Annotated in this window: 20 protein-coding genes; 9 read left to right on the top strand and 11 right to left on the bottom strand. The window is 52.5% G+C overall.

Going from position 1 to position 23,829, the window contains the following annotated elements:
* Positions 1-35: 35 nt before the first annotated feature.
* Positions 36-3,518 carry a transcription-repair coupling factor gene (gene mfd / locus L2731_RS09580; RefSeq protein ID WP_249252877.1) on the top strand — a complete coding sequence of 1,161 codons (3,483 nt, stop codon included), beginning with the start codon at positions 36-38 and terminating at the stop codon, positions 3,516-3,518.
* On the top strand, positions 3,511-4,449 hold the full coding sequence (locus tag L2731_RS09575) for a peptidoglycan binding protein CsiV (protein ID WP_249252875.1): 939 nt from the start codon (positions 3,511-3,513) through the stop codon (positions 4,447-4,449). Before mfd ends, L2731_RS09575 begins: the two co-directional genes overlap by 8 nt.
* Positions 4,450-4,574: 125 nt before the next feature.
* Here L2731_RS09575 and L2731_RS09570 read toward each other — a convergent pair whose 3' ends face one another.
* The 3 genes from L2731_RS09570 to nagZ form a co-directional block, all read right to left on the bottom strand.
* Complete coding sequence (locus L2731_RS09570) at positions 4,575-4,844, bottom strand: acylphosphatase (protein WP_011865427.1); 270 nt, start codon at positions 4,842-4,844, stop codon at positions 4,575-4,577.
* A gap of 540 nt (positions 4,845-5,384) precedes the next feature.
* Positions 5,385-5,927, bottom strand: a complete 543-nt coding sequence (ycfP, locus tag L2731_RS09565) for an alpha/beta hydrolase YcfP (protein ID WP_239850275.1) — start codon at positions 5,925-5,927, stop codon at positions 5,385-5,387.
* A gap of 75 nt (positions 5,928-6,002) precedes the next feature.
* Positions 6,003-7,016 (bottom strand): beta-N-acetylhexosaminidase, encoded by a 1,014-nt coding sequence (gene nagZ / locus L2731_RS09560; RefSeq protein ID WP_239850274.1) that lies wholly within the window; start codon positions 7,014-7,016, stop codon positions 6,003-6,005.
* Between the two features lie 358 nt (positions 7,017-7,374).
* Here nagZ and L2731_RS09555 point away from each other — a divergent pair, with 358 nt between their 5' ends.
* The gene (locus L2731_RS09555; RefSeq protein ID WP_041511572.1) at positions 7,375-8,751 is read left to right on the top strand and encodes an L-serine ammonia-lyase; all 1,377 of its coding nucleotides are present in this window, start codon (positions 7,375-7,377) and stop codon (positions 8,749-8,751) included.
* A 93-nt stretch (positions 8,752-8,844) separates the two neighbouring features.
* Here L2731_RS09555 and cysB read toward each other — a convergent pair whose 3' ends face one another.
* On the bottom strand, positions 8,845-9,819 hold the full coding sequence (gene cysB, locus L2731_RS09550) for an HTH-type transcriptional regulator CysB (protein ID WP_239850273.1): 975 nt from the start codon (positions 9,817-9,819) through the stop codon (positions 8,845-8,847).
* Between the two features lie 239 nt (positions 9,820-10,058).
* On the opposite strand from cysB, the gene L2731_RS09545 reads away from it, so the two are divergent.
* Complete coding sequence (locus tag L2731_RS09545; RefSeq protein WP_249252873.1) at positions 10,059-10,835, top strand: hypothetical protein; 777 nt, start codon at positions 10,059-10,061, stop codon at positions 10,833-10,835.
* A gap of 79 nt (positions 10,836-10,914) precedes the next feature.
* On the opposite strand, the gene pdxH is transcribed toward L2731_RS09545, so the two are convergent.
* From pdxH to speA, 4 genes are all read right to left on the bottom strand, one after another.
* Complete coding sequence (gene pdxH, locus L2731_RS09540) at positions 10,915-11,571, bottom strand: pyridoxamine 5'-phosphate oxidase (protein ID WP_249252871.1); 657 nt, start codon at positions 11,569-11,571, stop codon at positions 10,915-10,917.
* 27 nt (positions 11,572-11,598) lie between these two features.
* Positions 11,599-12,522: an agmatinase gene (speB, locus tag L2731_RS09535; protein WP_249252870.1), complete on the bottom strand. Its 924-nt coding sequence runs from the start codon at positions 12,520-12,522 to the stop codon at positions 11,599-11,601.
* Between the two features lie 27 nt (positions 12,523-12,549).
* Positions 12,550-13,470 carry an S-adenosylmethionine decarboxylase proenzyme gene (locus tag L2731_RS09530; protein WP_249252869.1) on the bottom strand — a complete coding sequence of 307 codons (921 nt, stop codon included), beginning with the start codon at positions 13,468-13,470 and terminating at the stop codon, positions 12,550-12,552.
* A gap of 77 nt (positions 13,471-13,547) precedes the next feature.
* Positions 13,548-15,461 (bottom strand): biosynthetic arginine decarboxylase, encoded by a 1,914-nt coding sequence (gene speA, locus L2731_RS09525; RefSeq protein WP_239850268.1) that lies wholly within the window; start codon positions 15,459-15,461, stop codon positions 13,548-13,550.
* Positions 15,462-16,009: 548 nt separating this feature from the next.
* Here speA and L2731_RS09520 point away from each other — a divergent pair.
* The 4 genes from L2731_RS09520 (at position 16,010) to L2731_RS09505 (ending at position 19,425) form a co-directional block, all read left to right on the top strand.
* The gene (locus L2731_RS09520) at positions 16,010-16,843 is read left to right on the top strand and encodes a CvfB family protein (RefSeq protein ID WP_041511578.1); all 834 of its coding nucleotides are present in this window, start codon (positions 16,010-16,012) and stop codon (positions 16,841-16,843) included.
* A 100-nt stretch (positions 16,844-16,943) separates the two neighbouring features.
* Entirely contained in the window at positions 16,944-17,612 is a 669-nt protein-coding gene (locus tag L2731_RS09515) for a YceH family protein (protein WP_239850266.1), read from the top strand.
* A gap of 74 nt (positions 17,613-17,686) precedes the next feature.
* Positions 17,687-18,523: an ABC transporter permease subunit gene (locus L2731_RS09510; RefSeq protein ID WP_415837070.1), complete on the top strand. Its 837-nt coding sequence runs from the start codon at positions 17,687-17,689 to the stop codon at positions 18,521-18,523.
* A complete protein-coding gene (locus tag L2731_RS09505; protein ID WP_249252868.1) occupies positions 18,520-19,425 on the top strand; it encodes an ABC transporter ATP-binding protein in 906 nt (301 codons plus the stop codon). Before L2731_RS09510 ends, L2731_RS09505 begins: the two co-directional genes overlap by 4 nt.
* Positions 19,426-19,981: 556 nt before the next feature.
* Here L2731_RS09505 and L2731_RS09500 read toward each other — a convergent pair.
* The 3 genes from L2731_RS09500 to L2731_RS09490 all read right to left on the bottom strand — a co-directional run bounded on the left by L2731_RS09500 (position 19,982) and on the right by L2731_RS09490 (position 22,156).
* Positions 19,982-20,188, bottom strand: a complete 207-nt coding sequence (locus L2731_RS09500; protein WP_011865413.1) for a cold-shock protein — start codon at positions 20,186-20,188, stop codon at positions 19,982-19,984.
* Positions 20,189-20,490: 302 nt separating this feature from the next.
* The gene (gene rlmA / locus L2731_RS09495) at positions 20,491-21,303 is read right to left on the bottom strand and encodes a 23S rRNA (guanine(745)-N(1))-methyltransferase (RefSeq protein WP_249252867.1); all 813 of its coding nucleotides are present in this window, start codon (positions 21,301-21,303) and stop codon (positions 20,491-20,493) included.
* Positions 21,304-21,337: 34 nt separating this feature from the next.
* Positions 21,338-22,156 carry a hypothetical protein gene (locus L2731_RS09490; protein WP_249252866.1) on the bottom strand — a complete coding sequence of 273 codons (819 nt, stop codon included), beginning with the start codon at positions 22,154-22,156 and terminating at the stop codon, positions 21,338-21,340.
* 164 nt (positions 22,157-22,320) lie between these two features.
* Between L2731_RS09490 and sbcB the strand changes: the two genes are divergently transcribed.
* The gene (gene sbcB, locus L2731_RS09485) at positions 22,321-23,733 is read left to right on the top strand and encodes an exodeoxyribonuclease I (RefSeq protein ID WP_249252865.1); all 1,413 of its coding nucleotides are present in this window, start codon (positions 22,321-22,323) and stop codon (positions 23,731-23,733) included.
* Positions 23,734-23,829 lie beyond the last annotated feature (96 nt).

Below are 23,829 nucleotides of genomic sequence, written 5' to 3'. Positions count from 1 at the left end.
GCATCATTGTCGATTGTTGGCCTTAGTCTGTTTTCATGAATGCTTTCTCCATCCTCACACCACCTAAAGTCAAAGGGGTCAAATCCCCACAAACTCTGAGCCAGTTAACCGGCGCCGCCCAGGCGATCAGCCTGGCTAAATTGTGCGAGCAGCACAGTGGCCTGACCTTAGTGGTGACGCCAGATACGCCCAGCGCGCTCAGGCTAGAGGCCGAGCTAGGCTACCTGTTGGCGCCACAAGACGTGCCTGTCATGCTCTTCCCTGACCGGGAGACCTTGCCCTATGACAGCTTCTCGCCTCACCAGGACTTGGTTTCCCAGAGGCTAGAGACTTTATCCAGGATCCCGAGCGCAGGCCATAGCCTGGTGATAGTGCCCATGAGCACCCTGATGGTGAAGTTGCCGCCACAGTCTTTCTTAACCGGCAATGTTCTGCTTCTCAGCAAGGGGGACAACTATCCATTAGAGGCGGTGCGCAGCCAGCTGGTCAACACCGGCTATCATCATGTAGAGCAGGTTTACGAGCATGGCGAGTTTGCCGTGCGCGGCTCTATCATAGATCTCTTTCCCATGGGGGCCCAGAGTCCATACCGCATAGAGCTGTTCGATGACGAGGTCGAATCCATCCGCGAATTTGACCCTGAGACTCAGCGCTCCAGCGGCGAGATCCAATCGATTCGCCTGCTACCGGCCAAAGAGTTTCCCACCCATGACGCCGCCATCGAGGGTTTTAGGCAGCGCTACCGCCGCCAATTCGAGGTTGTGGTCAAGGAGCCCGAGTCCATCTATCAGATGGTGAGCCGCAAGGTGATGCCCGCAGGGATTGAGAGCTACCTGCCGCTGTTCTTCGATGAGACGGCCAGCCTGTTCGACTATCTACCGGGTGAGTGTCAACTGGTGCAGGTAGGCGATCTCGAAGGTGCGGCTAGGCACCACCTGCAGGAGATCCACCAGCGTTATGAGAATCGCCGGGTCGATCCCCTCAGACCACTGCTGCCGCCAAAAGACCTCTACCTGCTGACCGAGCAAGTCTTCGAAGCCTTTAAGCAGATGCCACGCTTCCTAGTCAAGGGCAATGAGGCAACGGGCACCAGCATCGCCGCACAGGTCGAGCCATTACCTGACATCACCGCTAACCACAAGCTAAAGCAACCGCTCATTAGCCTTAAAGCATTTGCCGATGGCGGCATGCCAATCCTGTTCTGCGTCGAATCAGAGGGCCGCCGCGAGGCGCTGCTGGAACTGCTGACCAAGATAGAGATAAAACCAGCACTGGTGGACCATCTGGATAGCTTCAGCCAAAAGCCTCAGCCCTTTGGTTTGATTGTCGCGCCGCTGGCTCAGGGCGCCATCTATCACCCTAAGAAGGGTCAAAGCTGGGCCCTGGTGTGTGAAACCGAGCTGTTTGGTCAGCGCATCGCCCAGCAACGTAGGCGCGATAAACAGCGTCAGGTCAGCCAGGATGCCCTGATTAAAGATCTGGCGGAACTCAAGGTCGGCCAGCCCATAGTCCATCTTGATCACGGCGTCGCCCTCTATCAGGGGCTGGAGACCTTAGACACCGGCGGCCTGGTGGCCGAGTATCTCAAACTGGAATACGCCGGCGGCGACAAGCTCTATGTGCCTGTCGCCTCCCTCAATCTCATCAGCCAATACAGCGTCGGCGCCGATGATTCGCCACAGCTCAATAAGCTGGGCAACGAGAGTTGGACCAAGGCCAAGCGTAAGGCAATTGAGAAGATCCGCGATGTGGCCGCCGAGCTGTTAGACGTTTACGCCCGCCGTCAGGCTCGTCCCGGTGAGGCCTGCAAGCTAGATAGAGAAGAGTACGCCCAGTTTGCCGGCAGCTTCCCCTTCGAAGAAACCGTGGATCAGGAAACCGCCATCGATGCCGTGCTCACCGACATGTGCAGCCCCATCTCGATGGACAGACTAGTGTGTGGCGATGTGGGCTTTGGTAAGACTGAGGTGGCCATGCGCGCCGCTTTCGTTGCGGTCAACGACGGCAAACAGGTGGCCATCTTGGTACCTACCACTCTGCTGGCCCAGCAGCACTATGAGAACTTCAAAGACAGATTTGCCGACTGGCCAATCAAGATAGAGGTGATGTCTCGCTTTAAGACCGCCAAGGAACAACAGGCGGTACTCAAGCAACTGGAACTCGGCCAGGTGGATATCGTCATAGGTACCCACAAGCTGCTCCAGTCCGAGGCTAAATTTGAAAACCTCGGCCTGCTCATTATCGACGAGGAACACAGGTTCGGCGTGCGTCAGAAGGAGAAGATCAAGGCGCTGCGCGCCAATATCGACATCCTCACCCTGACGGCGACCCCTATTCCGCGCACCCTCAACATGGCGATGTCCGGCATGCGGGATCTCTCCATCATTGCCACACCGCCGGCCAAGCGCCTGGCGGTTAAGACCTTTGTGCGTGAGTATGACGACGCCACTGTACGCGAGGCGCTACTGCGTGAGATCTTAAGGGGCGGCCAGGTCTATTTTCTGCACAACAGCGTCGAAACCATAGAGAAGCGCGCCCGTGAAATCGAGGCTTTGCTGCCCGAGGCGAGAGTGATCACCGCCCATGGCCAGATGCGCGAGCGCGAGCTGGAAAAGGTGATGTCAGATTTCTATCACCAGAAATACAATGTGTTGGTATGTACCACCATCATAGAGACCGGCATCGATGTGCCGACTGCCAACACCATCATCATAGAGCGCGCCGACAACTTCGGCCTGGCACAGCTACATCAGCTGAGGGGACGAGTCGGACGCTCCCATCACCAAGCCTATGCCTACCTGATGACACCGCATCCTAAACGCATGACCAAGGATGCCGTCAAGCGCCTGGAAGCCATCGGCGTACTGGAAGATCTCGGCGCAGGCTTCATGTTGGCGACCCAAGATCTTGAGATCCGCGGCGCCGGGGAACTCTTGGGTGATGAGCAGAGCGGCCACATCTCCAAGATAGGATTTACCCTCTACATGGAGATGCTCGAAGATGCGGTGAAATCCCTCAAGGAGGGCAAGGAGCCGTCACTTGATCAGATGCTCAGAGGACAGTGCGAGATTGACCTGCGCATCCCTGCCCTGCTGCCGGAAGACTATGTGGGCGACGTCAACATCCGCCTGTCACTCTATAAGCGTATCGCCAACTGCGCCACGGCGCAGGCACTGGACGAGTTAAAGGTCGAGCTTATCGACCGCTTCGGCCTCTTGCCACAGGCAACCAAGAACCTGATGGAAGTCTCCCTGTTCAAACACCAGGCGACGGCACTCGGCATCGCCAAGATAGAGATGCATGCCAAGGGCGGCAGCCTGGAATTTAATAACGACCACTGTGTCGATCCTGGCTTTATCATAGGGCTATTACAGAGTCAGCCACAAAATTATCGTATGGACGGCCCAAGTAAGTTAAAATTCTTGATGCCAACAGAGACAGACAAGGATAGGTTAGCCCTGTTATCCCTGATCATCTCTCAACTCATGCAAAATCGCCTTGGAGAACCCCGTGCTTAAAAAGAGTCTTTTATTGGTGACCACCCTCGCCTCACTATCCGGCGCCGCTTGGGCAGACAATGAGCGCTGGTTTGAGGTAGAAGTTTACCTATTTGAGCGTCAGGGAAGTCAATTAGAAGAAACCTTGGCAAGCCCTGGCAATCGCCATACGCGTCAACCGATAGACATGATCTCGCCGCTATTTGCCACAGATATTACCGGCGCCAGCCTAGGCCTTGAGGGCTGCAACGCACAGCAGTGGCTGGAAACGCCCGAAGAATGCGACAAGCAGCTTCAACAGGCACAGGTGACTCACCCAAGCCAGATCCCTGCAACCATAGGCGCCCCGACACCGCAATACGCCACCCTGGGCGCGGGCACAGTCTTATTGGCCGACTCTCAGTCGCAGTTTGGTGCGATGATCGACACCTTAAAGCGCGAGGCAGGACACAAGAGTCTGCTACACATGACTTGGCAACAGTCTATGCTACCTCGTCATCAGGCCAAGCCTGTGCGCCTCTATGGCGGCGAAGATTTCTCAGATCGCTTCAATGAGGATGGCTACGCGGTGAATGCTGCGCCCCAGCTCGATAACAGCGACATTCCCCAGTTTAATTTCGATTTGAATTTCGAGGAAAAGCAGGCGGAGCCTATTTGGGCACTCGACGGCACGCTCAACATCTACCTGAATCACTACCTCTATGTGGAAACGGCGTTAACCCTGCATAGAGCAGGTAGTAAAACACAGCCTCAACCTGAGGATGAAACCCTTGTGAGCCAGATACCTTATCTGCACAACATCTATATGACACAGAATAAGCGAGTGAAGAGCGACGAAATCCATTATTTCGATCACCCTAACATGGGCATGATTTTACAGATCAGAAAGATGGAACAGCCAGGTGAGCGTCCCACAGAGGTGAGCCAACCGAGCGTCATTCCGCAAAACTAGCTTAATAGCCATAAGCTAATAGTAGAAACTAACTCTTAGAGAAGAGGTAGAGCCAGAAGAAGTAACGCTCATCTACCTCATCCTGTACCAAGGTCTATTAGTCACCGAGTGGGCAGCGACTCACCTCAATAGACAGAAAAATCGAGGTAGATCTCATCTGCCTCGTCTTCCTCCACCAGCACATTGTCCACCACAGACTGTGGCGACCCCTGCTCACTCCAGGCGATAAAACGATCGACAGCTAAGCCGCCTCCCTGCAATAAAATCAGTACCCTGCCATCTTCCAGGTTTTTGGCATATCCCGTCAGCCCCAATTCATTGGCCTTCAGCTGACTGTATCGCCTGAAACATACGCCCTGAACCTTTCCCGATATTGTCAATAATACCCGCTTCATCTGCGCCTCGTTCTTCTTATCGATCTAACCCTTTGAAGATAACCTAAACTTGGTGGATGGGCAAAAAATAGACAAAAAAAACAGCTAACTAATAAAGTGGTTAGCTGCATCGGGCGACATACGCAAACTGGGAAAAGGTCGTTAAGACCATCATGTAGCAATATGTATCACTTTGTATCACAAAATGGATAAGCTATGCTAGATTTGAATAACAAAATTTGTTGACCACTTACGCTCAGCAATGGGCTAAATTCAGGATATTCAACCATTTTTTATCATTTAATCGCCATAAGCCCCTGAAAAATGGTACTCTCTATGACTCGAAAAATACCGGCATTTTCCCTCTTAAACCAACAAGGCTTAGGGAAGGCGACTTGACCCTGAGCCACTTATCCCAAAACCTCTATGCCAGCTAAGCCAATTAAGCCAGCATCAACAGCCAAGCGGCTTGACGCATAATCACTCAGCCTGCCTCTGTGTTGTCAGTATGGTTCGCCCATAAAAAAGGAGCCTGCAGGCTCCTTTTTGGACTAAACATTGTTACTGCCGCTCTTTAAAGGCCTTTATCTCGCCAAGGTGCGCCGCCAGCGATGGAAACTTATGGCGCTGCTCCTCATCCCAAACGATGGGATAGAAAGGCGCTAAGGTACTGGCCACCGCTTGGTTGTCATGCACCTCATCCTGGCGGGACAAGATACACATGCCACGGCCCTTATGCTTCTCCCTAAACTGACTGACACACTTGTTAGCGATATCGGCATACTCCTCGGGCCTGTCTATCTTGCCGAGCATATTGTCTTCCGGATGCAGGTTGGGATTGATCATCACGGTTTTGAGCCCATTGAGAAAACCGATGCGCTCGGCCCAATAGCCACCGAGACCGACGCCTATCGCCAGGGGCGCGGGATCATCACTCTGGTTCAGCTGACGACTCACCTCGTTCAATAGATACTGCATATCATATTTGGGGTGGAGCGTGCTGTAGCTCACCAGACGCACGTCAGGATCGACAAACTGCAGCTGGCGCATTTTTTCATGATTACCCGGACTGGTGGCGTCAAAACCGTGGAAATAGAGGATCATCCTGTTACCTGCTAACTGTAAGTGAATATTAACTTTAGCTAACTCATCATTGCCTGTTGTTGCGCTACATCAAATTTAGCCCATACAGATCTGCTCTGCTATGCTTCTTGCCGCCAGATAACGAGATTCATCCTCTAACGCCTTGGCGACCTGAGGCCTATTAGCCAGTAGTTTACGCGCCGGCACCTGTGGACCCTGCTCTGGCCACTCGAACGAGGTTAACAGCTCGCTGACTCCCTGGCTGTCGTTACACAGCAATATCATGTCACAACCAGCCTCTATGGCCGCCTTTGCCCGCTCGGGATAGCCGCCGACCACGCCGGCGCCCTTCATGCCAAGGTCGTCTGAAAAGATCACCCCATCGAATTTCAACTCTTCGCGCAGCACCTTCTTGAGCCAATAGGATGAGAAGCCCGCCGGATTAGCATCCACCTTAGGGTAGATCACGTGAGCCGGCATCACCCCCTGCAGTCTCTTAACCCCCATGAGGTGTTGAAATGGCACCATATCCAGGGCGCGGATCTCGGCTTCGCTGCGCTCATCGACCGGCTTGGCGATGTGAGAATCTGCCGCCACGCTGCCATGGCCGGGGAAGTGTTTGCCCACCGCCGCCATCCCGGCATCCTGCATCCCTTGAATGAAGGCGTCGGCCAAGGCGATCACCTCATCAGTTTTATCGCTAAAGGCCCGGGTGCCTATCACCTGACTGATGCCGTTCAGATCCAGCACAGGCGCGAAACTTAAATCGATATCACAACTCAGTAGCTCGACGGCCATGAGGAAGCCAAGCTCGGTCGCCCACTCCTTGGCCAATGGAAGATCTTGCTTGGCTGCCGGCAATATGTCGCCCATCGCGGGGATCTTACTAAAGCCGTCGATAAATCTTTGTACCCGGCCTCCCTCATGGTCTACTGCGATAAGCAGTTCGGGTCTTAGGGCACGCACGGAGGCCACCAAGGCGCAGAGCTGGTCGCGATCTTGGTAGTTGCGGGAAAACAATATCAGCCCACCGACCATGGGATGCATCAACTGCGCTTGCTCCTGCGCATTCATCTCGGTGGATAATAAATCCATCATTAAATAACTCACAACTCCCCCTAGAAAAACTGTTAAATCAGTTTAATTGACGCTAACGCTAAACAAACACTCAGAAAGGCGAAATCACCTAAGTTTTTGTATACAATTGATAAAACCACAAATCATCGAGCAGCTCTCCTCAAGCCTCCGCGGTTAGCAATAGTATGCCTAATGCGAAACTTTTTCTTGAAAAAAACTAATGCGAAAGCTGCGACTAAAGTATGGGATACTTAATAATTGACGATCTTAATGTGCTCGCAAGATTAGCACAACGGGGCCACATTAACGCCCCCTCAGGCATGAATAAATAAATTGGCCTAAAATCACTGAGATTGCATAACGAAAATAATGATTACAACAGGGTTTTATAATGATTAGCGTTTTTGACATGTTTAAAATTGGTATCGGGCCCTCAAGCTCCCATACCGTTGGCCCGATGAAAGCGGGTAATGTCTTCATTCAAGATTTAGAAAAACATGGTCATCTAGCAGACACAGATGAGCTGAGATCAGAGCTGTTTGGCTCACTCGGCCAAACCGGTAAGGGCCACGGCACAGGCAAGGCGGTGATCTTAGGCCTGATGGGCGAAGCCCCTGAAACCGTGGATACCGACAAAATCGACGCCACCCTGGCGCAGGTACACGACACACAAACCTTAACCATGCCCAACAACAAGGTGGTGCGCTTCAGCCGTGAAGATGGCATCACCTACCACAGACGCAAGAGTCTGCCGGCCCACGCCAACGCCATGACCCTTTACGCCTATGCCAAGGGAAACTGTATCTACCAGCGCACCTACTACTCTGTTGGTGGTGGCTTCATCTTAGATGAGGATGAGATCCAGGCGCAGGATGCCTCGCCCGCCTCTCCTATCGAAGCGGCGCCCTATGACTTTAACAGCGCGGCCGAGCTGCTGGACATGTGCGTCGAGAACGGTCTGAGTATCTCTGCGCTGATGATGGAGAACGAGCTGTCTATCGCCAGCGAGAAGGACATCAAGGAGCGCCTGTGGACCATCTGGCAGACCATGAAGACCTGTGTCGAGCGTGGCTATCAGAAGGAGGGCATACTCCCTGGCGGCCTGAAACTCAGACGCCGGGCACCGGCGCTGTATCGACGCCTTAAGGCCGAGAGCAAGACGGTGGTTGATCCGCTGACCGCCATGGATTGGGTCGATCTGTTTGCCCTGGCGGTTAACGAACAAAACGCCGCCGGCGATCGCGTGGTGACGGCACCGACCAACGGCGCCGCCGGCATCATTCCGGCCGTGCTCTGCTATTACGATACCTTCGTTCAAGAGGTGGATCTGGATATCTGTTGCCAATACCTGCTGACCGCGGCCGCCATTGGCATCCTCTATAAGAAGAACGCCTCAATCTCGGGGGCCGAAGTGGGCTGTCAGGGCGAAGTGGGCGTGGCTTGTTCCATGGCCGCCGCTGCACTCACTGAGATAATGGGTGGCACAGTAGAGCATGTGGAAAACGCCGCCGAGATCGGCATGGAGCACAACCTGGGCCTCACCTGCGACCCTGTTGGCGGCCTAGTTCAGGTGCCTTGCATCGAGCGTAATGCCATGGGCGCGGTAAAGGCAATCAACGCCTCACGCCTAGCGATGCGCGGCGACGGCAACCACAAGGTCTCCCTGGATAAGGTGATCAAGACCATGATGGATACCGGCAAAGATATGCGCAGCAAGTACAAGGAAACCGCTAAGGGCGGCCTGGCCGTTAACATAGTCGAGTGTTAATCGGCAATGAATGAAACATAAAAAAACTCGCCCTAGGGCGAGTTTTTTTATGGCTAAACATCTGCTTATCTTAGTTAAGCTCAAACGCTCGCCTTAACGGATCGGCAGCTCCACATCCGCAAACAGGTTCTCGATAAGCTGAGGGTCTCTTAACGCCACCGCCTTCTCCACAATATCCTTGGTCAGATGCGGCGCGAAATGCTCGATAAACTCATACATATAATTACGCAGGAAATTGCCCTTCCTAAAGCCAATCTTAGTGGTGCTGTGGGCAAACAGATGGCTGGCATCTATGGCCACCAGATCTTTGTCTATCACAGGATCGATCGCCATGGAGGCGATCACCCCAACCCCTAAGCCCAACCTGACATAGGTCTTGAGCACATCGGCACTGGTGGCGGTAAACACCACCCTAGGGTCGATACCGGCGCGGTTGAAGGCCTTCTCGATTTCTGATTCTCTATCGAAGCCAAACACATAGGTGACTAGCGGGAAACGGCCCAAGTCTTCGATGCTGATCTGAGTGCGTGAGGCCAAAGGATGATCTTTGGTGACCACTATGGAGCGATTCCAGTGATAGCATGGCAACATGATGAGATCCGTATACAGATGCATCCCTTCTGTTGCGATGGCAAAGTCAGCATCTCCCCGCGCCGCCAGCTCGCTTATCTGCGAAGGCGTCCCCTGATGCATATGCAGGTTTACCTTGGGATAGCGGTCGATAAAGGCGCGGATGATCCCCGGCAAGGCATATCGCGCCTGAGTATCAGTGGTGGCTATGTTGAGCTCACCCTGATCCGGCTTGGTATATTCTTCGGCAACCTTCTTGATGCTCTCCACCTTGCCCAGTATGTCGTTGGCAATATTGATCACCTGCTGACCGGCCGGTGTCACATGGGTTAGATGCTTACCGCTACGGCCAAAGATCTGGATGCCCAGCTCATCTTCAAGCATGCGCACCTGTTTACTGATCCCAGGCTGAGAGGTGTAAAGGTTCTCAGCGGTCGCCGACACGTTAAGGTTGTGATTCACCACTTCGGCAATGTATCTGAGTTGTTGCAGCTTCATCGTCTTTCCTTTGCAAAGGTCGGTCTCTTAGTGAGCGCCACGGCCTGAAATCGGTACCCTAATCATAAGAGTTACTATAATAATTAGTTATAGTACAGGCGAAAAATTAAATCAAAGGGGAATATAGCATAGAGGTGAGATGAATCACACGACATAACGATAAAGCTAGTCTAAGATAACTATGCTAGCGTGTTGATTTATAGTAGCATTAATGGAATTGCATAAAAATTGGTAGATCTATGATTTTTACTTTGGTTCTGATCCTCATCGGTGCATTGTTGCTATTGGTTATTGGCATCAATGTCATCCAACAACAAAAAGAACGTGCCGAGGCCGAGCGAAGAACAGAATTAGCCAGACAAAGAGCCATCATCGATGAAACCGAAAACGTGCTTTCATGCACAGGAATGTTTCCCTGCTCTACCAATCTGGTGCTCATCCTCTATAAGCGAGTACAAGACGCCTTAAGCCAGTCTGTCACCTTAGGCGGCCCTCAGGCGGGCGACTACCAGCGTCGTCTCACCGATCTTACTGGCCAGATAGAGAACCTGAACAACGCCCAGAAACAGACCCCAGCCATAGAGAGCTTTCGCCTGCCGGACACAGACAAACAGATCCTGGATCTGGTTAAGGTGTTAAAGAAACTCAAGGCCATCTTGCGCGCCGAACACAACAAGGGCAAGGTCGACCCTAACGTTTTCGCCCAGGAAGAGGCTCGTGTAGATAGCCTGCAGCTGAGGATCAATGTAGATTCTATGTTGTCCCGCGCCCGCACCGCCTGCTTCATGAAGCAATATGGTTCCTCCAAGCAGATGGTAACCAAGGCATTGGCGACCCTGCACACCATTAAGGCGCTGACGCCAAACGATCCTTTTATCACCAAGAAGGTGGATGAAGCCAAGTTGCTCCTCGATGAGATCATGGGAGCGCAGAAGATGGCCCAGCCTAATGCCCCACAACAGAAGAGCGAAGAAGACGATATCGATGTGCTGTTCCAGCCGAAGAAGAAATGGTAACCACAGGCATCACTTAAAACAAAAAACCACCGCAAGCGGTGGTTTTTTATTATTAAAGCATCTCTTTAACGAAAAACACTTAAGGCGCCAGACGGTCGATATTCCAGCCACTATCCAGGCGGCTAGCGTCTTGACGCGTATAGAGAAAGCGATCGTGCAGTCGATATTCACCGCCCTGCCAGAACTCTATGCTGCTGGGCCGCACACGATAACCACCCCAGAACTTAGGCAGTGGCACCTCACCCTGGCTGAACTTGGCCTTCATCTCGGCAAACTTGCTTTCAAGCGCCTGACGCGCAGAGATCTTACTGGATTGTTTAGACACCCAGGCGGCGATCTGACTCTCCTTGGGACGCGTAACAAAGTACTTAAGCACCTCGGTGGTGGACAGCTGCTCCGCCACGCCCGTTACCGCCACCTGACGCTCTAGGGCGTGCCAGGGAAACAGCAGGCTCACCTTGTTGTTTTGCGCTATCTGCTCCGCCTTGCGACTGGCCAGGTTAGTGAAAAACACAAAGCCATCGTCATCGAAGCGTTTTAGCAGCACGATGCGCTGAAACGGCTGACCTTCGGCATCGACGGTCGCCACCGACATGGCGGTGGGATCCGGCAGGATCTCCGCATCACGGATCTGCTCTATCCACTTCTCAAACAACACCATGGGATTGTCGGGCAGCTCCTCTCGGTGCAGCCCGCCCAGGGTGTATTCTCGTCTAATATCACTTAAGTTCGACATCTGCTTCCTTACCCTGTCCCGTTTAGTTTACTTCTTATGGGCACAAGCCCAAACGTGTAGCATCTCAAGGCCTAACGTCGCGCCGGCCAATGCGGTGATCTCGGCACTATCATAGGCTGGCGCCACCTCTACCACGTCCATGCCCACCACGTTCATGCCGCGCAGACCGCGAATGATCTTCATCGCCTTGTCGCTGGTGAGGCCACCACATACAGGCGTACCCGTGCCCGGCGCGAAGGCTGGATCCAGACAGTCGATGTCGAAGGTGACGTACAAAGGCATGTCGCCGACACGGTCTTTAATCTGGGCGATAATCTCATCAGCGCTTAACTCGTTGGCCGCGGCGGCGTCGATCACCTTAAACAGGTGGCTTGGCTTGTCATACTCGGTACGGATCCCCACCTGCACAGAGTGAGAGGCATCGATGATCCCTTCATTTGGCGCGTGGAAGAACATGGTGCCATGGTCGTACTTGCTGCCCTGGCTATAGGTGTCTGTGTGGGCATCGAAATGCAGCAGCGCCATCTTGCCATGCTTCTTGTAGTGGGCACGCAGTAGCGGCAGGGTCACAAAGTGATCGCCACCGAAGCTGAGTAGTGCCTTACCAGAGTCGAGAATGGCCGTCGCGAAGTCTTCGACACGCTGGGTAAAATCGGCTGCATCGCCACAATCGAAGACCAGATCGCCCGCATCGACCATTTTAAGGTGATCGGACAACTTAAAATCCCATGGCCAACGGCACTCTTCCCAGGCCAGGTTTACCGATGCCTGACGTATGGCGCCAGGGCCCATACGACCACCCGAGCGGCCCGTAGTCGCCATATCAAACGGCAAGCCCAGTACCACCACATCGGCATCGCTCTCGAGCGGTTTAAAGTCTAGTGGCTGTCTTAAATAACCAAATGCATTTGAGTAAAGCGAGTAATCAGGCTTATCTGCAATAGTGGTCATATATGCTCCAAATCATAGAAGTAAAGATCACAACGTAACGGGCAACAACTGCTCACAATCACGCTGTTTATAGTGTTTTATATATAAACCTTGACCATCAGCCAAGGCAAGTTCGCCGCGAGCCTGCAGACTATACTGCTCGGGGCAATATCCTGGCTCCTCGGCCTCAAATCCTGCAATGTCCCAGCTGAGAGGATTCAAGCGCTTGAGTAACTCAACTACTATACCGTCAAGACCGGCGCCGAGCGACAAATTCGTTTCAAGACTCACATAGGAACTCGTCTCTTGGGGGGTAATGTGCAGGGTGAAATAGTCCTCACCGCGCAGGGCATTGAGCGAATAGCCAAGGGGCGAAAACAGGTGCGCATCTAAATCAAACCCAGACAAAAGCAGGGATAAATTCAGTCTGCTGGCGATCGCTTGAGTCGATTGCTTATCGCTCAGCAGAAAGTCGGCCACATCGCCGCGAATATGGTACATCTGCACCACTTGCACGGGCTTGAGCCGCGCCATTTTTCCCGAAAAGAACAGTTGATGATAATGACCATCCAAATGGCCGATACGATAGGCATTACCCCTTAGCATGCCACTCAGACGGGCGATATCTTCCTCGAAGCGACTGCTCTGCAAGGCGGGTAAGATCTCGCTCTTACGCTGAAAACTCAGGCTGGCAAGTTGCTTGCCACCTAATGAATCGACCAGAAACAGTACCGTCTCGATAAGCCGGGTGTTGCCACAGGTGATGAGCACCAGGCTATCGTGCCAGACGAACAGGCTGGACTCGCTCAGCAGGTATGCGTCGCATTGCTCACTGCTTAGCTTAGAGAGGATCTCTGTATCACTCTTTAAAAGGGCGCGGCGCCAATAGGCATCGCCCAAGGCCCTGAGCGACGGACAACCCGGCGCCAGCGTCAGCGATAAGCGCTTCTCCGCCCCTTCAAAATACATCTACCCGCTCCTCATCGTCTTAAAGGATCCCGGCATAAATCAGCCGAGATCCCAGGCGAAACAGGCTAGCCTGCCAATCAGGAAAAATCTTCCAGATAGGTGTAGCCCTTCAGTCCAATCTGCAGCTCTTCAAGAATGTTGGCCCGCTCATCTTCCTGAATGTGCAGGTTCACCAACTCCTCATAGGTACGCATGAAAGAGACGGCATCGAGATTAACGTAGCGCAGCACGTCGGCAACCGTATCACCGGCCAGTACCGATTCGATATTCACCAGGCCATCATCGTCTAACCTGACCACGGCCGAGTTAGTGTCACCGAACAGGTTGTGCATATCGCCAAGGATCTCCTGGTAGGCACCCACCAGGAAGAAACCGATAAGGTATGGGCTCTCTGCGCTCCAGGCCGGAACCGGCAGCGTGGTTTCGATACCCTGACCGTCGACGTACTGATCCACAGTACCGTCTGAGTCACAGGTGATGTCCAGCATTACGGCGCGGCGCTCGGGCGCCTTATCCAGACCGCTTAGTGGCATCACAGGGAACACCTGATCGATACCCCAGGCATCGGGCAGCGACTGGAACAGCGAGAAGTTGACGAAGAACTTGTCCGCCAGCTTCTCGTTGAGCTCGTCGATCACCGGACGGTGGAAACGGTACTTACCACTCATCACGCCCTTCAGCTCGTAACAGACGCGCAGATTCATCTGCTCCGCCCAGGCCCTGTCGGACAGGCTCATCTGACCTAGCGCAAACAGTGAGTGCACCTCGGCCAGATCGCTCTGTACGTCATGGTAGATCTCGATCAGGGCGCGTTGATCGGCGCGGCCACTCACCTCACCCCATGAATCCCACATGTTCTTCAGTTGCTGCGGTGCCTCTTCGTCCGGCGCCTGCAGATCTTCAGGCTTATAGGCCTCGGTGCCAATCACATCGGTGATCAACACGGCGTGGTGCGCCGTGAGATAGCGACCAGACTCAGAGATGAGACGCGGCATAGGCTGATCGTACTCGCGGCACATATCATTCAGCACGCTGACGATGTTATTGGCGTATTCGGTCAGGCCATAGTTCATCGAGTTGCTGCTCTGGCTACGAGTACCGTCATAGTCCACCGCCAGGCCGCCGCCCACGTCGAAGCACTTAACGTTAGCGCCCATCTTCTGCAGTTCACAGTAGAAGCGTCCCGCCTCACTCACACCGCTACGGATATCGCGAATGTTGGCGATTTGCGAGCCCAGGTGGAAGTGCAGCAGCTGCAGGCTGTCGAGCATGTCCTGCGCTTTGAGTGAGTCGATAACGTTCAGCACCTGAGCCGCAGACAGACCAAATTTAGACTTCTCACCGCCACTGGCTTGCCACTTGCCCTTGCCCTGGAAGGCCAGACGCACACGCAGACCAAGACGCGGAGTCACGCCCAGCTTCTTGGCTTCTTCGAGGACGACCTTTAGCTCTGAGAGCTTCTCCAGCACGATATAGACCTGGTGACCCAGTTTTTCGCCGATCAGCGCCAGGCGAATATATTCCACATCTTTGTAGCCATTACAGATGATCACCGAGCTGGCCTTCTGCGCCATGGCGAGTACCGCCATCAGCTCAGGCTTACTACCGGCCTCTAGGCCAAGCTGCGGCACCTCTTTAGAGACCTGGCTCGCCAGGATCTCTTCGACCACAGTTTGCTGTTGGTTCACCTTGATGGGATAGACAAGCAGATAATCTGACTGATAGTCATAACGGGTGATCGCCTGATTGAAGGCGTTACACAGGCTATTGACTCTGTGATGCAGGATCTGCGGGAAGCGCACCAATACAGGCAAGGCCACGCCGGATTTGACCATATCCTTAGCGAGTTCATTTAACCCTATAGTGTGCTCAGGATGATTAGGATCCGGGGACACCGTCACCTCACCGGCCTCGCTTATGCCGTAGAGCCCTGAGCTCCAGTAATTAACGTTATAACCAACATAAGCATCTTTAATAGACCAATTACTCATATTCTCTCAACCTGTCTATTTACATTCATATTCGGCAGCTGCTTTGTCTGCCAACACATTAATGTTACTTACTATCGCACCTATCAGGTAAATAAGCCGCAACATCAACACCGTTTTTGGGTGTCAGATATCGAAGTTATCCTTCGAGTCCCCGCCATATTAGTTAACTCAATTTATACTTGTCTAAAGTAAAAAAAGGCGCGCAATTAAACCCCTGAATTTAACTAAATGCAAGTATCATTATCACATTAATTTATTACAAGGTTTTTTGCATTCAAACACGCGGCCAGACTGCCTTTTATCCCTTACGGGTGTTCAGCGTTTTTTACAGTAAATGCCGTCTTCAGCCCGCTAGCGTTAGGTTATCGACTGGACCACCTAACGAGATTCCACTCGGCCCAGCATTCGAGTCGAAAGCCTTCATCCACCGCTTGGCCGAAATTAATGTCATTTACGCCAGAATAAACAACTTAGGCTAAAGCATCTTGGCAAGATTTCCACTATAATCGCCACATTTAACGTCTAAGCCATTAGCTATAGAGAACCAGATGATAGAGATAGGAAAACGCTGCACCTTAGAGATCGTCAAACGCGTCGATTTTGGTGTGTACTTAAATGCCCATGAATTCGGCCAGGTATTACTGCCTAATAAGGTTGCCCCACAAGGCTGCGAGATAGGCGACAGCGTCGAGGTTTTTCTCTATCTGGACTCTGAAGATATGGTGATCGCCACCACCAAACGCCCCAAGGCGCAGGTGGGCCAGTTTGCCTACCTTAAGGCGGTCGCGACCGGTCCTTACGGCGCCTTCCTAGACTGGGGCCTGGATAAAGATCTGATGTTGCCCTTTGGTGAGCAGCACAGGGAGATAGAGGTGGGACGCTCCTATCTAGTCTATGTCTATGTCAACAGCGCCGACGACCGTATCGTCGCCTCATCTAAGATAGACAAGTTCCTCGATAAAACGCCGCCACCATACAAGAACGGCCAAGAGGTGAGCCTCATCATCGCCGGCACGACAGATCTTGGCTACAAGGCCATCGTAGATAACGCCCACTGGGGCGTGCTCTATAAGAATGAGGTGTATCAGCCCCTCAGATTTGGCCAGCGTATCAAAGGCTTCATCAAGCGGGTCAGAAGTGACGACAAGATAGATCTGATTTTGCAGCGCGGCGCCAAAGAAGAGTTGGACAAGCACGCCACCGCTATCTTGATGAAACTCAACCAGGCTGGCGGCTTCCTGCCCCTGACCGACAAGACGGATGCCGAGGTGATCTACGCCGAGCTCGCCATGAGCAAGAAGGCCTTCAAGAAGAGTATCGGCGGCCTCTACAAGCGCCAGCAGATCGCCATCGAAGCCGACGGTATCCGCCTGACTGAATAGAAGTTAAGCAGCAAAGGTTACCAAGCCTCTGATTGTCTTTGCATAAAAGCATGGCTCTGTTATAACAGGGCTATGCTTTTTTTATCCGAGTACCTAAATCATGAAACTCACCTCCCATGAAGCACGTGTGATCGGTTGTCTGCTGGAAAAAGAAAAAACCACGCCAGAGCAATATCCCCTCTCCCTGAACGGGCTCACCCTGGCCTGTAATCAAAAATCGAGCCGCGAGCCTGTGATGAATTTGTCGGAGTCTGATACCCAGGCCGCACTGGATTCATTGGCGAAGAAACGCCTGGTGGCCGAGCAGAGTGGTTTCGGCTCTCGAGTCGTCAAATACAAGCATAGATTTTGCAATACCGAGTTTAGCGATCTCCAGCTGAGCGAAGATAAGGTCGCGATAATCTGTCTACTCCTGTTGAGAGGACCGCAGACCGCAGGTGAGCTAAGAACTCGTAGCAACCGGCTACACGCCTTTAGCGATGTCAGTCAGGTCGAGCAAGCCCTCACTAGCCTGTCTCAGATGGAGCCCCCCTTGGTGCGCCAGCTTGCCAGAGAGCCGGGCAAGCGGGAGTCACGCTTCATCGAACTCTTCAGCGAAGTCGATGAGCAACTAGCGACTCAGTCAGCCCCTCAAGCTGTGCCTCAAGCCTCGCCAGGGCAAGGGATTATGCCGCCGCCAAACGATGAGCTTGTCGGTCGCGTCGCGCAACTCGAGCAGGAAGTCGCCGAGCTAAAACAACAAGTTGCCGAACTCTTAGGTAAAATTTAACAACAATCTGAAACATTTAGACAAACAGATGAGTGTTAGGCTGAGCCTTCAACCATATGATAAAGGAATCATCTTTGGATAATCTTACTCCACGCAGTTCATGGAACGCAGCCTCGGTATTGGCCAGGTTCGAACTGAAAAAAATTCTCTTTAGCACCCGAGGCGTGATAGGCCTGGCCACCTTCGCGCTAACCTGGTTCCTCATCCTCTGGTACCCCATCAGGCAGGCTTCTATCTATCTGTTTTCACCAGACTTTAAAAACTTACTCGAGGGCGTATTTGGTGCCGCTAATGTGGGCGAGTTGCTCTCATGGGACGTGGCCGAGATGGCCATTTTATGGGTCGCCGCCCTTTACTTGTTCCCCATCTTCAGCCTGTTTGTCGGAGCCGATCAGTTTGCCTCCGACAAGGCCAGGGGCAGCTTCCGCTTCCTCACCCTAAGAGTCAGCCGCGACACCCTGTTCTTCGGTCGGGTAACGGGTTACTTGTTGATCCAGGCGATACTGCTCATCCTCACCCTGATGGCGACCATACTTCTGGTGGCCTATCGCGACACGGCTTTAGTGTGGACCGCCATGGGTTCGGGCGCCTTAGTGTTTATCAATATCATGATAGTGCTGACCCCCTTTACCGCCATGATGGCTATCCTGTCACTGCACGCCAATTCGGCCAGACAGGCCAGCATCTATGCCGTGTTGATTTTAGCCGGCAGCACCATAGTCAACGGCATCATCTCCTATTATCTGCCTGGGCTCAGCAATATTCTGCAGTGGCTAGTGCCCGGTGCCCAGCTCGATATGATGATTAATACCAAAGGCCTGAGCAGCTTAGCCGTGGCAGCGATTCCTCTGCTTCAGGCCGGTGTACTCCTGCTATTAGGAAGAAGTTATATGGCGAGGATCGCACTATGAAGCTAATCACCTGCAAGTCGCTGAGCAAGCAGTTCGGCAGTAAACATGCACTCACGGATATCAACCTGGAACTCGATGCTGGCCAGCCTATCGCCTTGGTTGGCCCCAATGGTGCGGGCAAGACCACACTGTTTTCACTCCTGTGTGGCTATATTCGCCCGACACAGGGCGCAGTAGAGATCTTAGGGCATGCGCCTGGCAGCTCGGCGCTGTTAGGCAAGGTGGCCGCCCTGCCCCAGGATGCACGGCTCGATCCTAACCTTACCATTGCCGCCCAACTGGAGCTATTTGCCCAGCTGCAGGGCTTTAACGCTGCTGCCGCGCGGCAGGAATGCCTGCGAGTATTGGCCTTAGTGGATTTGGCCGATGTCGCCCCGCAAAAGCCCTCTTCCCTGAGCCATGGTATGAGCAAGCGCGTCTCGATTGCTCAGGCCCTGATCGGCTCCCCCGAGCTGGTATTATTAGATGAGCCGACCGCAGGACTGGATCCGGCCAACGCCAAGGCGATACGCGAATTGGTGCGCGCTCAGGTGGGTAAGACCACCTTCGTCATCAGCTCGCACAACCTGGCCGAGCTTGAGAAGCTGTGTGACAAGGTGCTTTACCTCGACAAGGGCGTGTTGAATCAATCTATCTCGATTCAGGACGATCTCGCCGATGAGTATCTCACCCTTACCATGCAAGCTTGCGACGATGAGGCGCTGATGTCTGAGCTTGAGGCACTGCCTCAGGTGCTTTCGGTGAAATCCAGTCAGAGCAAGGAGTTTGTGATCCAATATCAGCTCACCGCTGGCTTTGGGCTGGAAACCGAGCTGTTTGCCCTCTTCAATCGCCAGGACTGGCGCTACAAGGCGATTCAGCGAGGCCGCACCTTGGAAGACAAGCTATTTTCACAGGCTTAAGCCTAATGACAATCATAATAAATAATTGCTCATGCCAGCTTGTTCAAACGCTCGATAACAGGCCCTAGTGTTTTTAAATGTAGAATAACTACTTATCTAAAAATCCTGCTTTGTTCTCGAGCGTTTTTCCTGCACTATTTCTGATCACATACTTACTATGATTGGTATTAGATACCATTGCGGGCAAGGCGCTTACGCCGTGCCCGCAAATTCACCTGTTGGCCTCTTTACTTAAGCTTCTTTCTCCACACTCTCTTTAGTCTTCTACTCCTAAGCCTTGCGCCTTGTCGTCTCGGCCCTGTGGCTAGCGACAAATCAAGAGTAGAGGCTTAACCTCTACTATCTTCAAAACCTCGACCAAGCCCTTTTAAGGGCCGACTCAGCAAAAACAATTTGGCATAGCGTGATGTGGCATAAAGCGACTCTGCATAAATCGATATTGCAGAGAACTCTGATGGGGCTTGAAGGGAAATTACAGGCAAAAAAAGAGCCGTGATACTCATCACGGCTCTTGGAATTCTGTTTTTAGGTAACCTTGGGTTACCCAAAGGTCAGCTTAGATAACAGTTACGTTCTCAGCTTGTGGACCTTTTTGACCTTGAGTCACAGTGAACTGCACTTTCTGACCTTCGTCTAGAGTTTTGAAACCGTCAGAGTTGATCGCACGGAAGTGTACGAAAACGTCTGGGCCAGACTCTTGCTCGATAAAACCAAAACCTTTGTCAGAGTTGAACCACTTAACAACGCCAGTAACTTGAGACATGATATAAATCCTGTAACTAAATAAAATAAAGCCTTAAACGGCAGTAGAGCTGGAAAATGCCGGTATTACTTATGTTAACAGGACGAACTGGTCGTATTGAACACATAAAGTTAAGCCCAACCTTCAAGCTGAGTTCACTATAAATCATTCTGACCGTATGTCAACAAACATTAAAAGGCGCAAATCCTATTTTTTACTTACATATCTGTCAGTTGTTACAAAAAAACCTTCTAAAACTTCGTGTAAAAACACTAAGTTTTTTTAAGCGGATAAAAAACACAAATTAAACAAGGATTAACCAGCTAGCAGACCCGAAAGACCTCAAGCTTAAAATCCAGCTCACAGCTCAAGGGCTTGGATGTCAGCATGGCGCGCTGCGCATCGGTAAATTTCCAATTGTAGGGAGTCATCGCCAGAAAATGGCCAATATCCGCACTGTCGCTGATGGTCATAGATTGCGTCAGTCGCTCGCTGTGCAGGCGCTCGAACCCCGCTATTTGGCTGTCCACCTCGGGATTTGGCCTTGGCTGGTCATAGATCACCTGCTTAAGGGCAAAGTGATGCTGGGGGCCCGCCGAGACGGTGATCAGTATGGCGCCCGGTTTAGCGACACGTCTTAGCTCAGCATCTTGTGACGGCGCATAAATACGCAACATGAAATCGAAACTCTGCTCGGCAAACGGCATCTCGAAACTGCTCGCCACACAAAACTGAATATCAGGATAACGCTTCGCCGCATATTTCAGCGCCGATTTTGAGATATCCAGCCCACTAAGGCTAAAGGCCTCGGCCTTGTTCATCGCCTGTTGTAGTCTATGGGTGTAATACCCCTCACCGCATCCTATATCGAGCCCATTTCGAGCCTCACTGGCAAACTCCAATGCCAAGGCGTTCACCCTATCGCTCATCGCCTCATAGTAGCCCTTGTTGAGAAACTCCCGCCGGGCAAACATCATCTCTTTATTGTCGCCGGGATCTTTAGAGCGTTTCTTCTGCACCGGCAGCAGGTTAACGTAACCCTCTTTGGCGCAGTCGAACCTATGATTCGCTTCACAGCACCAGGTGCGATCTATGAGTGACAGCGTGCGCTGACAGATAGGACAAAGGTAATTCATTGCAATATTCCAATCCTAGTCGGGCTTGATCCGACTAGTCGTCTAAAAACATCTGCTCAACCATGAGGTTAAGTTCGGGTGGTGCCAGCAGCTGATAGGACTCCAGCTTGCGCTGCAGCGCCTCGAGATCCTCATGCTGATTGGCGGCATGCTGCCAGTTAGGGCGCTGTACCTTCTGGTAATAATGATGGGACAACAGCTGCTTCTTGCGCAGCAGTTGCTCATCCACCTTGGTCACCTCACTTAAGATAAGCCCATGCTGCTTCACATCGCCATGATTGGCAAAATGGGCCAACTCTTGACGAACCAGCTCTATCTCACCTATCTCCAGCAGCAGCGCCTCGGCGTTTTGGCTAAGGTCTTCTGCCCGAGCCAGCACCGCCTTGGCCCGGCGTAGCTCCAAGGGGCCGCCGAAGAGCCGCAGATCTCGCTCTAGAGTCACCAGCAACCACTTCTGATCAAACTGTGGCGTAAAACTCACAGTACTGCCCTGCACCTCAAGGTCAATCACCAGGCCTTTTCGTAAGCGCTCGGCGCACATCACAGGTGAGATCCCAAGCGCACTAAACAGCCGCCAACCCTGGCCGTGGGAGCGATGTAAGACCTCTGTTTGGGAGCCTTTGGCATCGATAGTAGGCACTTCTATAGGCGCCAACTCACAGATGAGATATGGATGGAGTCTTAAGATCAAGCCATTGTCACTCGATGCCTGGGTCACCACGCATTCGAGCAGGTGTCCGCCCATGGTCTGCAGCAGGCTAAAATCGCTTACCGACTCACGCAAACGCAGATGCAACTGACACCTTTGGGTCAGTTCGATAAATTGTGGTTGAGTCAGTAAAGGTTCGAACATAGGGCTATTCCTCGTTAGCCGAACATTGTAACTGGCCAATAGCGGGGCTGCCAACTTCAAAATGGCGCGATTTCAATCAAATAGGGAAAATAAACCGTTAAATTAGTGCAGGCGTAATCTAGGGTGCTATGATAACTGCCACTATTCACAGGCTAACTTACGCTATGGCTGCAAATAATCTTCCCAGCATTTTTTGGCACGACTACGAGACCTTCGGTGCAAACCCGGCCAAAGACAGGCCGTCTCAGTTTGCCGGCATTCGAACCGACATGGATCTCAACATCATCTCAGAGCCAGTCACCTTCTACTGCAAATTGGCCAGCGACTATCTGCCCTCACCGGAGGCTATCCTCATTACCGGGATCACGCCGCAGTTCGCCAATCTCAAAGGCATGCCGGAAGCGGAATTCATGGCCAAGATCAACGCCGAGTTTTCTCAGCCCAACACCTGTGTGGCCGGCTATAACTCGCTGCGATTCGACGATGAGGTGACCCGTTACGGTTTCTACCGTAATTTTTTTGACCCCTATGCGCGAGAATGGCAGAACGGCAACAGCCGCTGGGACATTATCGATCTGGTGCGCGCCTGTTACGCCCTGAGACCAGAGGGAATAAACTGGCCCGAGAAAGAAGATGGCAGCCCCAGCTTTAAACTCGAACACCTCACTCAAGCCAACAACCTAAGCCATGACAAGGCCCACGATGCCATGTCGGACGTGTACGCCACCATCGCTATGGCCAAATTGATCAAACAGCGCCAGCCTAAGCTGTTCGAATACTACTTCAATCTGCGTAAGAAGAACGAAGTAAGCAAGCAGATAGATGTGCTGAATATGCAGCCTCTGGTGCATGTCAGCTCTAAGATCAGCGCCCTTAATGGCTGTACCACGCTGATCGCCCCTGTGGCTCACCATAGCACCAATAAGAATGCCATCATCTGTGTCAACCTGGCCATGGATGTCACTCCGCTGATTGAACTGAGTAGCGATGAGATCCGCGAGCGCATGTATACCCCAAGGGCTGATCTCGCCAGTGATGAACTGCCTATCGGCCTAAAACAGCTCCACATCAACAAGTGTCCCTTCATTGCAACCGCCAAGACACTCACCGACGGCAATGCCCAGCGTTTAGACATAGACAAGGAGTTTGCCCGCGCCCAATACAAACGCCTGCGGCAACATCCGGAGATCAGAGAGAAGCTGGTCGCGGTATTCGATACCGAGCATGGCAATGAGATTAGCGATCCGGATCTGCAACTATACAGCGGCAGCTTCTTCAGCCACGCCGACAAGAGCAAGATGGAGATCATACGTCATACGGCGCCGCAGCACTTGGCCGCGCTGGAGCTAGACTTTGATGACGAGCGTCTGCCCGAAATGCTGTTTCGCTACCGCGCCCGTAACTATCCAGAGACACTGGATGACACAGAACAGCAACGTTGGCGCACTTTCTGCCAGGCACGTCTGAATGATCCAGACTATATGATCAAGCTCGAAACCTTGGTCAATGACACCGAGGCTGACGAAGAAAAACAGAAGTTATTGACGGCATTGTGTCATTATCTTAGCAACCTGTAGTCGAAAAGCGGTAATTTAGTCGAAACAGCCATCAAAATGGGCGTCAGATCCCGTTTTCATGGTAACTTAGTTACTAAAATGATTTTCCAATAGCTT

It is taken from the genome of Shewanella aquimarina (assembly GCF_023349185.1).
In the GTDB taxonomy this organism is placed as follows: Bacteria; Pseudomonadota; Gammaproteobacteria; order Enterobacterales; family Shewanellaceae; genus Shewanella; species Shewanella aquimarina.
The sequence above is the reverse complement of the archived record's forward strand: the minus strand, read 5'-3'. Positions and strand labels throughout refer to the sequence as shown.

Coding starts and splice junctions, on each gene's coding strand:
- mfd (WP_249252877.1), top strand. CDS start 36: ATGAATGCTTTCTCCATCCTCACACCACCTAAAGTCAAAGGGGTCAAA.
- cysB (WP_239850273.1), bottom strand. CDS start 9,819: ATGAAGCTGCAACAACTCAGATACATTGCCGAAGTGGTGAATCACAAC.
- L2731_RS09490 (WP_249252866.1), bottom strand. CDS start 22,156: ATGTTCGAACCTTTACTGACTCAACCACAATTTATCGAACTGACCCAA.
- L2731_RS09515 (WP_239850266.1), top strand. CDS start 16,944: ATGAAACTCACCTCCCATGAAGCACGTGTGATCGGTTGTCTGCTGGAA.
- sbcB (WP_249252865.1), top strand. CDS start 22,321: ATGGCTGCAAATAATCTTCCCAGCATTTTTTGGCACGACTACGAGACC.
- L2731_RS09500 (WP_011865413.1), bottom strand. CDS start 20,188: ATGTCTCAAGTTACTGGCGTTGTTAAGTGGTTCAACTCTGACAAAGGT.
- speA (WP_239850268.1), bottom strand. CDS start 15,461: ATGAGTAATTGGTCTATTAAAGATGCTTATGTTGGTTATAACGTTAAT.
- L2731_RS09530 (WP_249252869.1), bottom strand. CDS start 13,470: ATGTATTTTGAAGGGGCGGAGAAGCGCTTATCGCTGACGCTGGCGCCG.
- rlmA (WP_249252867.1), bottom strand. CDS start 21,303: ATGAATTACCTTTGTCCTATCTGTCAGCGCACGCTGTCACTCATAGAT.
- L2731_RS09520 (WP_041511578.1), top strand. CDS start 16,010: ATGATAGAGATAGGAAAACGCTGCACCTTAGAGATCGTCAAACGCGTC.
- speB (WP_249252870.1), bottom strand. CDS start 12,522: ATGACCACTATTGCAGATAAGCCTGATTACTCGCTTTACTCAAATGCA.
- L2731_RS09570 (WP_011865427.1), bottom strand. CDS start 4,844: ATGAAGCGGGTATTATTGACAATATCGGGAAAGGTTCAGGGCGTATGT.
- L2731_RS09555 (WP_041511572.1), top strand. CDS start 7,375: ATGATTAGCGTTTTTGACATGTTTAAAATTGGTATCGGGCCCTCAAGC.
- L2731_RS09505 (WP_249252868.1), top strand. CDS start 18,520: ATGAAGCTAATCACCTGCAAGTCGCTGAGCAAGCAGTTCGGCAGTAAA.
- L2731_RS09545 (WP_249252873.1), top strand. CDS start 10,059: ATGATTTTTACTTTGGTTCTGATCCTCATCGGTGCATTGTTGCTATTG.
- ycfP (WP_239850275.1), bottom strand. CDS start 5,927: ATGATCCTCTATTTCCACGGTTTTGACGCCACCAGTCCGGGTAATCAT.
- pdxH (WP_249252871.1), bottom strand. CDS start 11,571: ATGTCGAACTTAAGTGATATTAGACGAGAATACACCCTGGGCGGGCTG.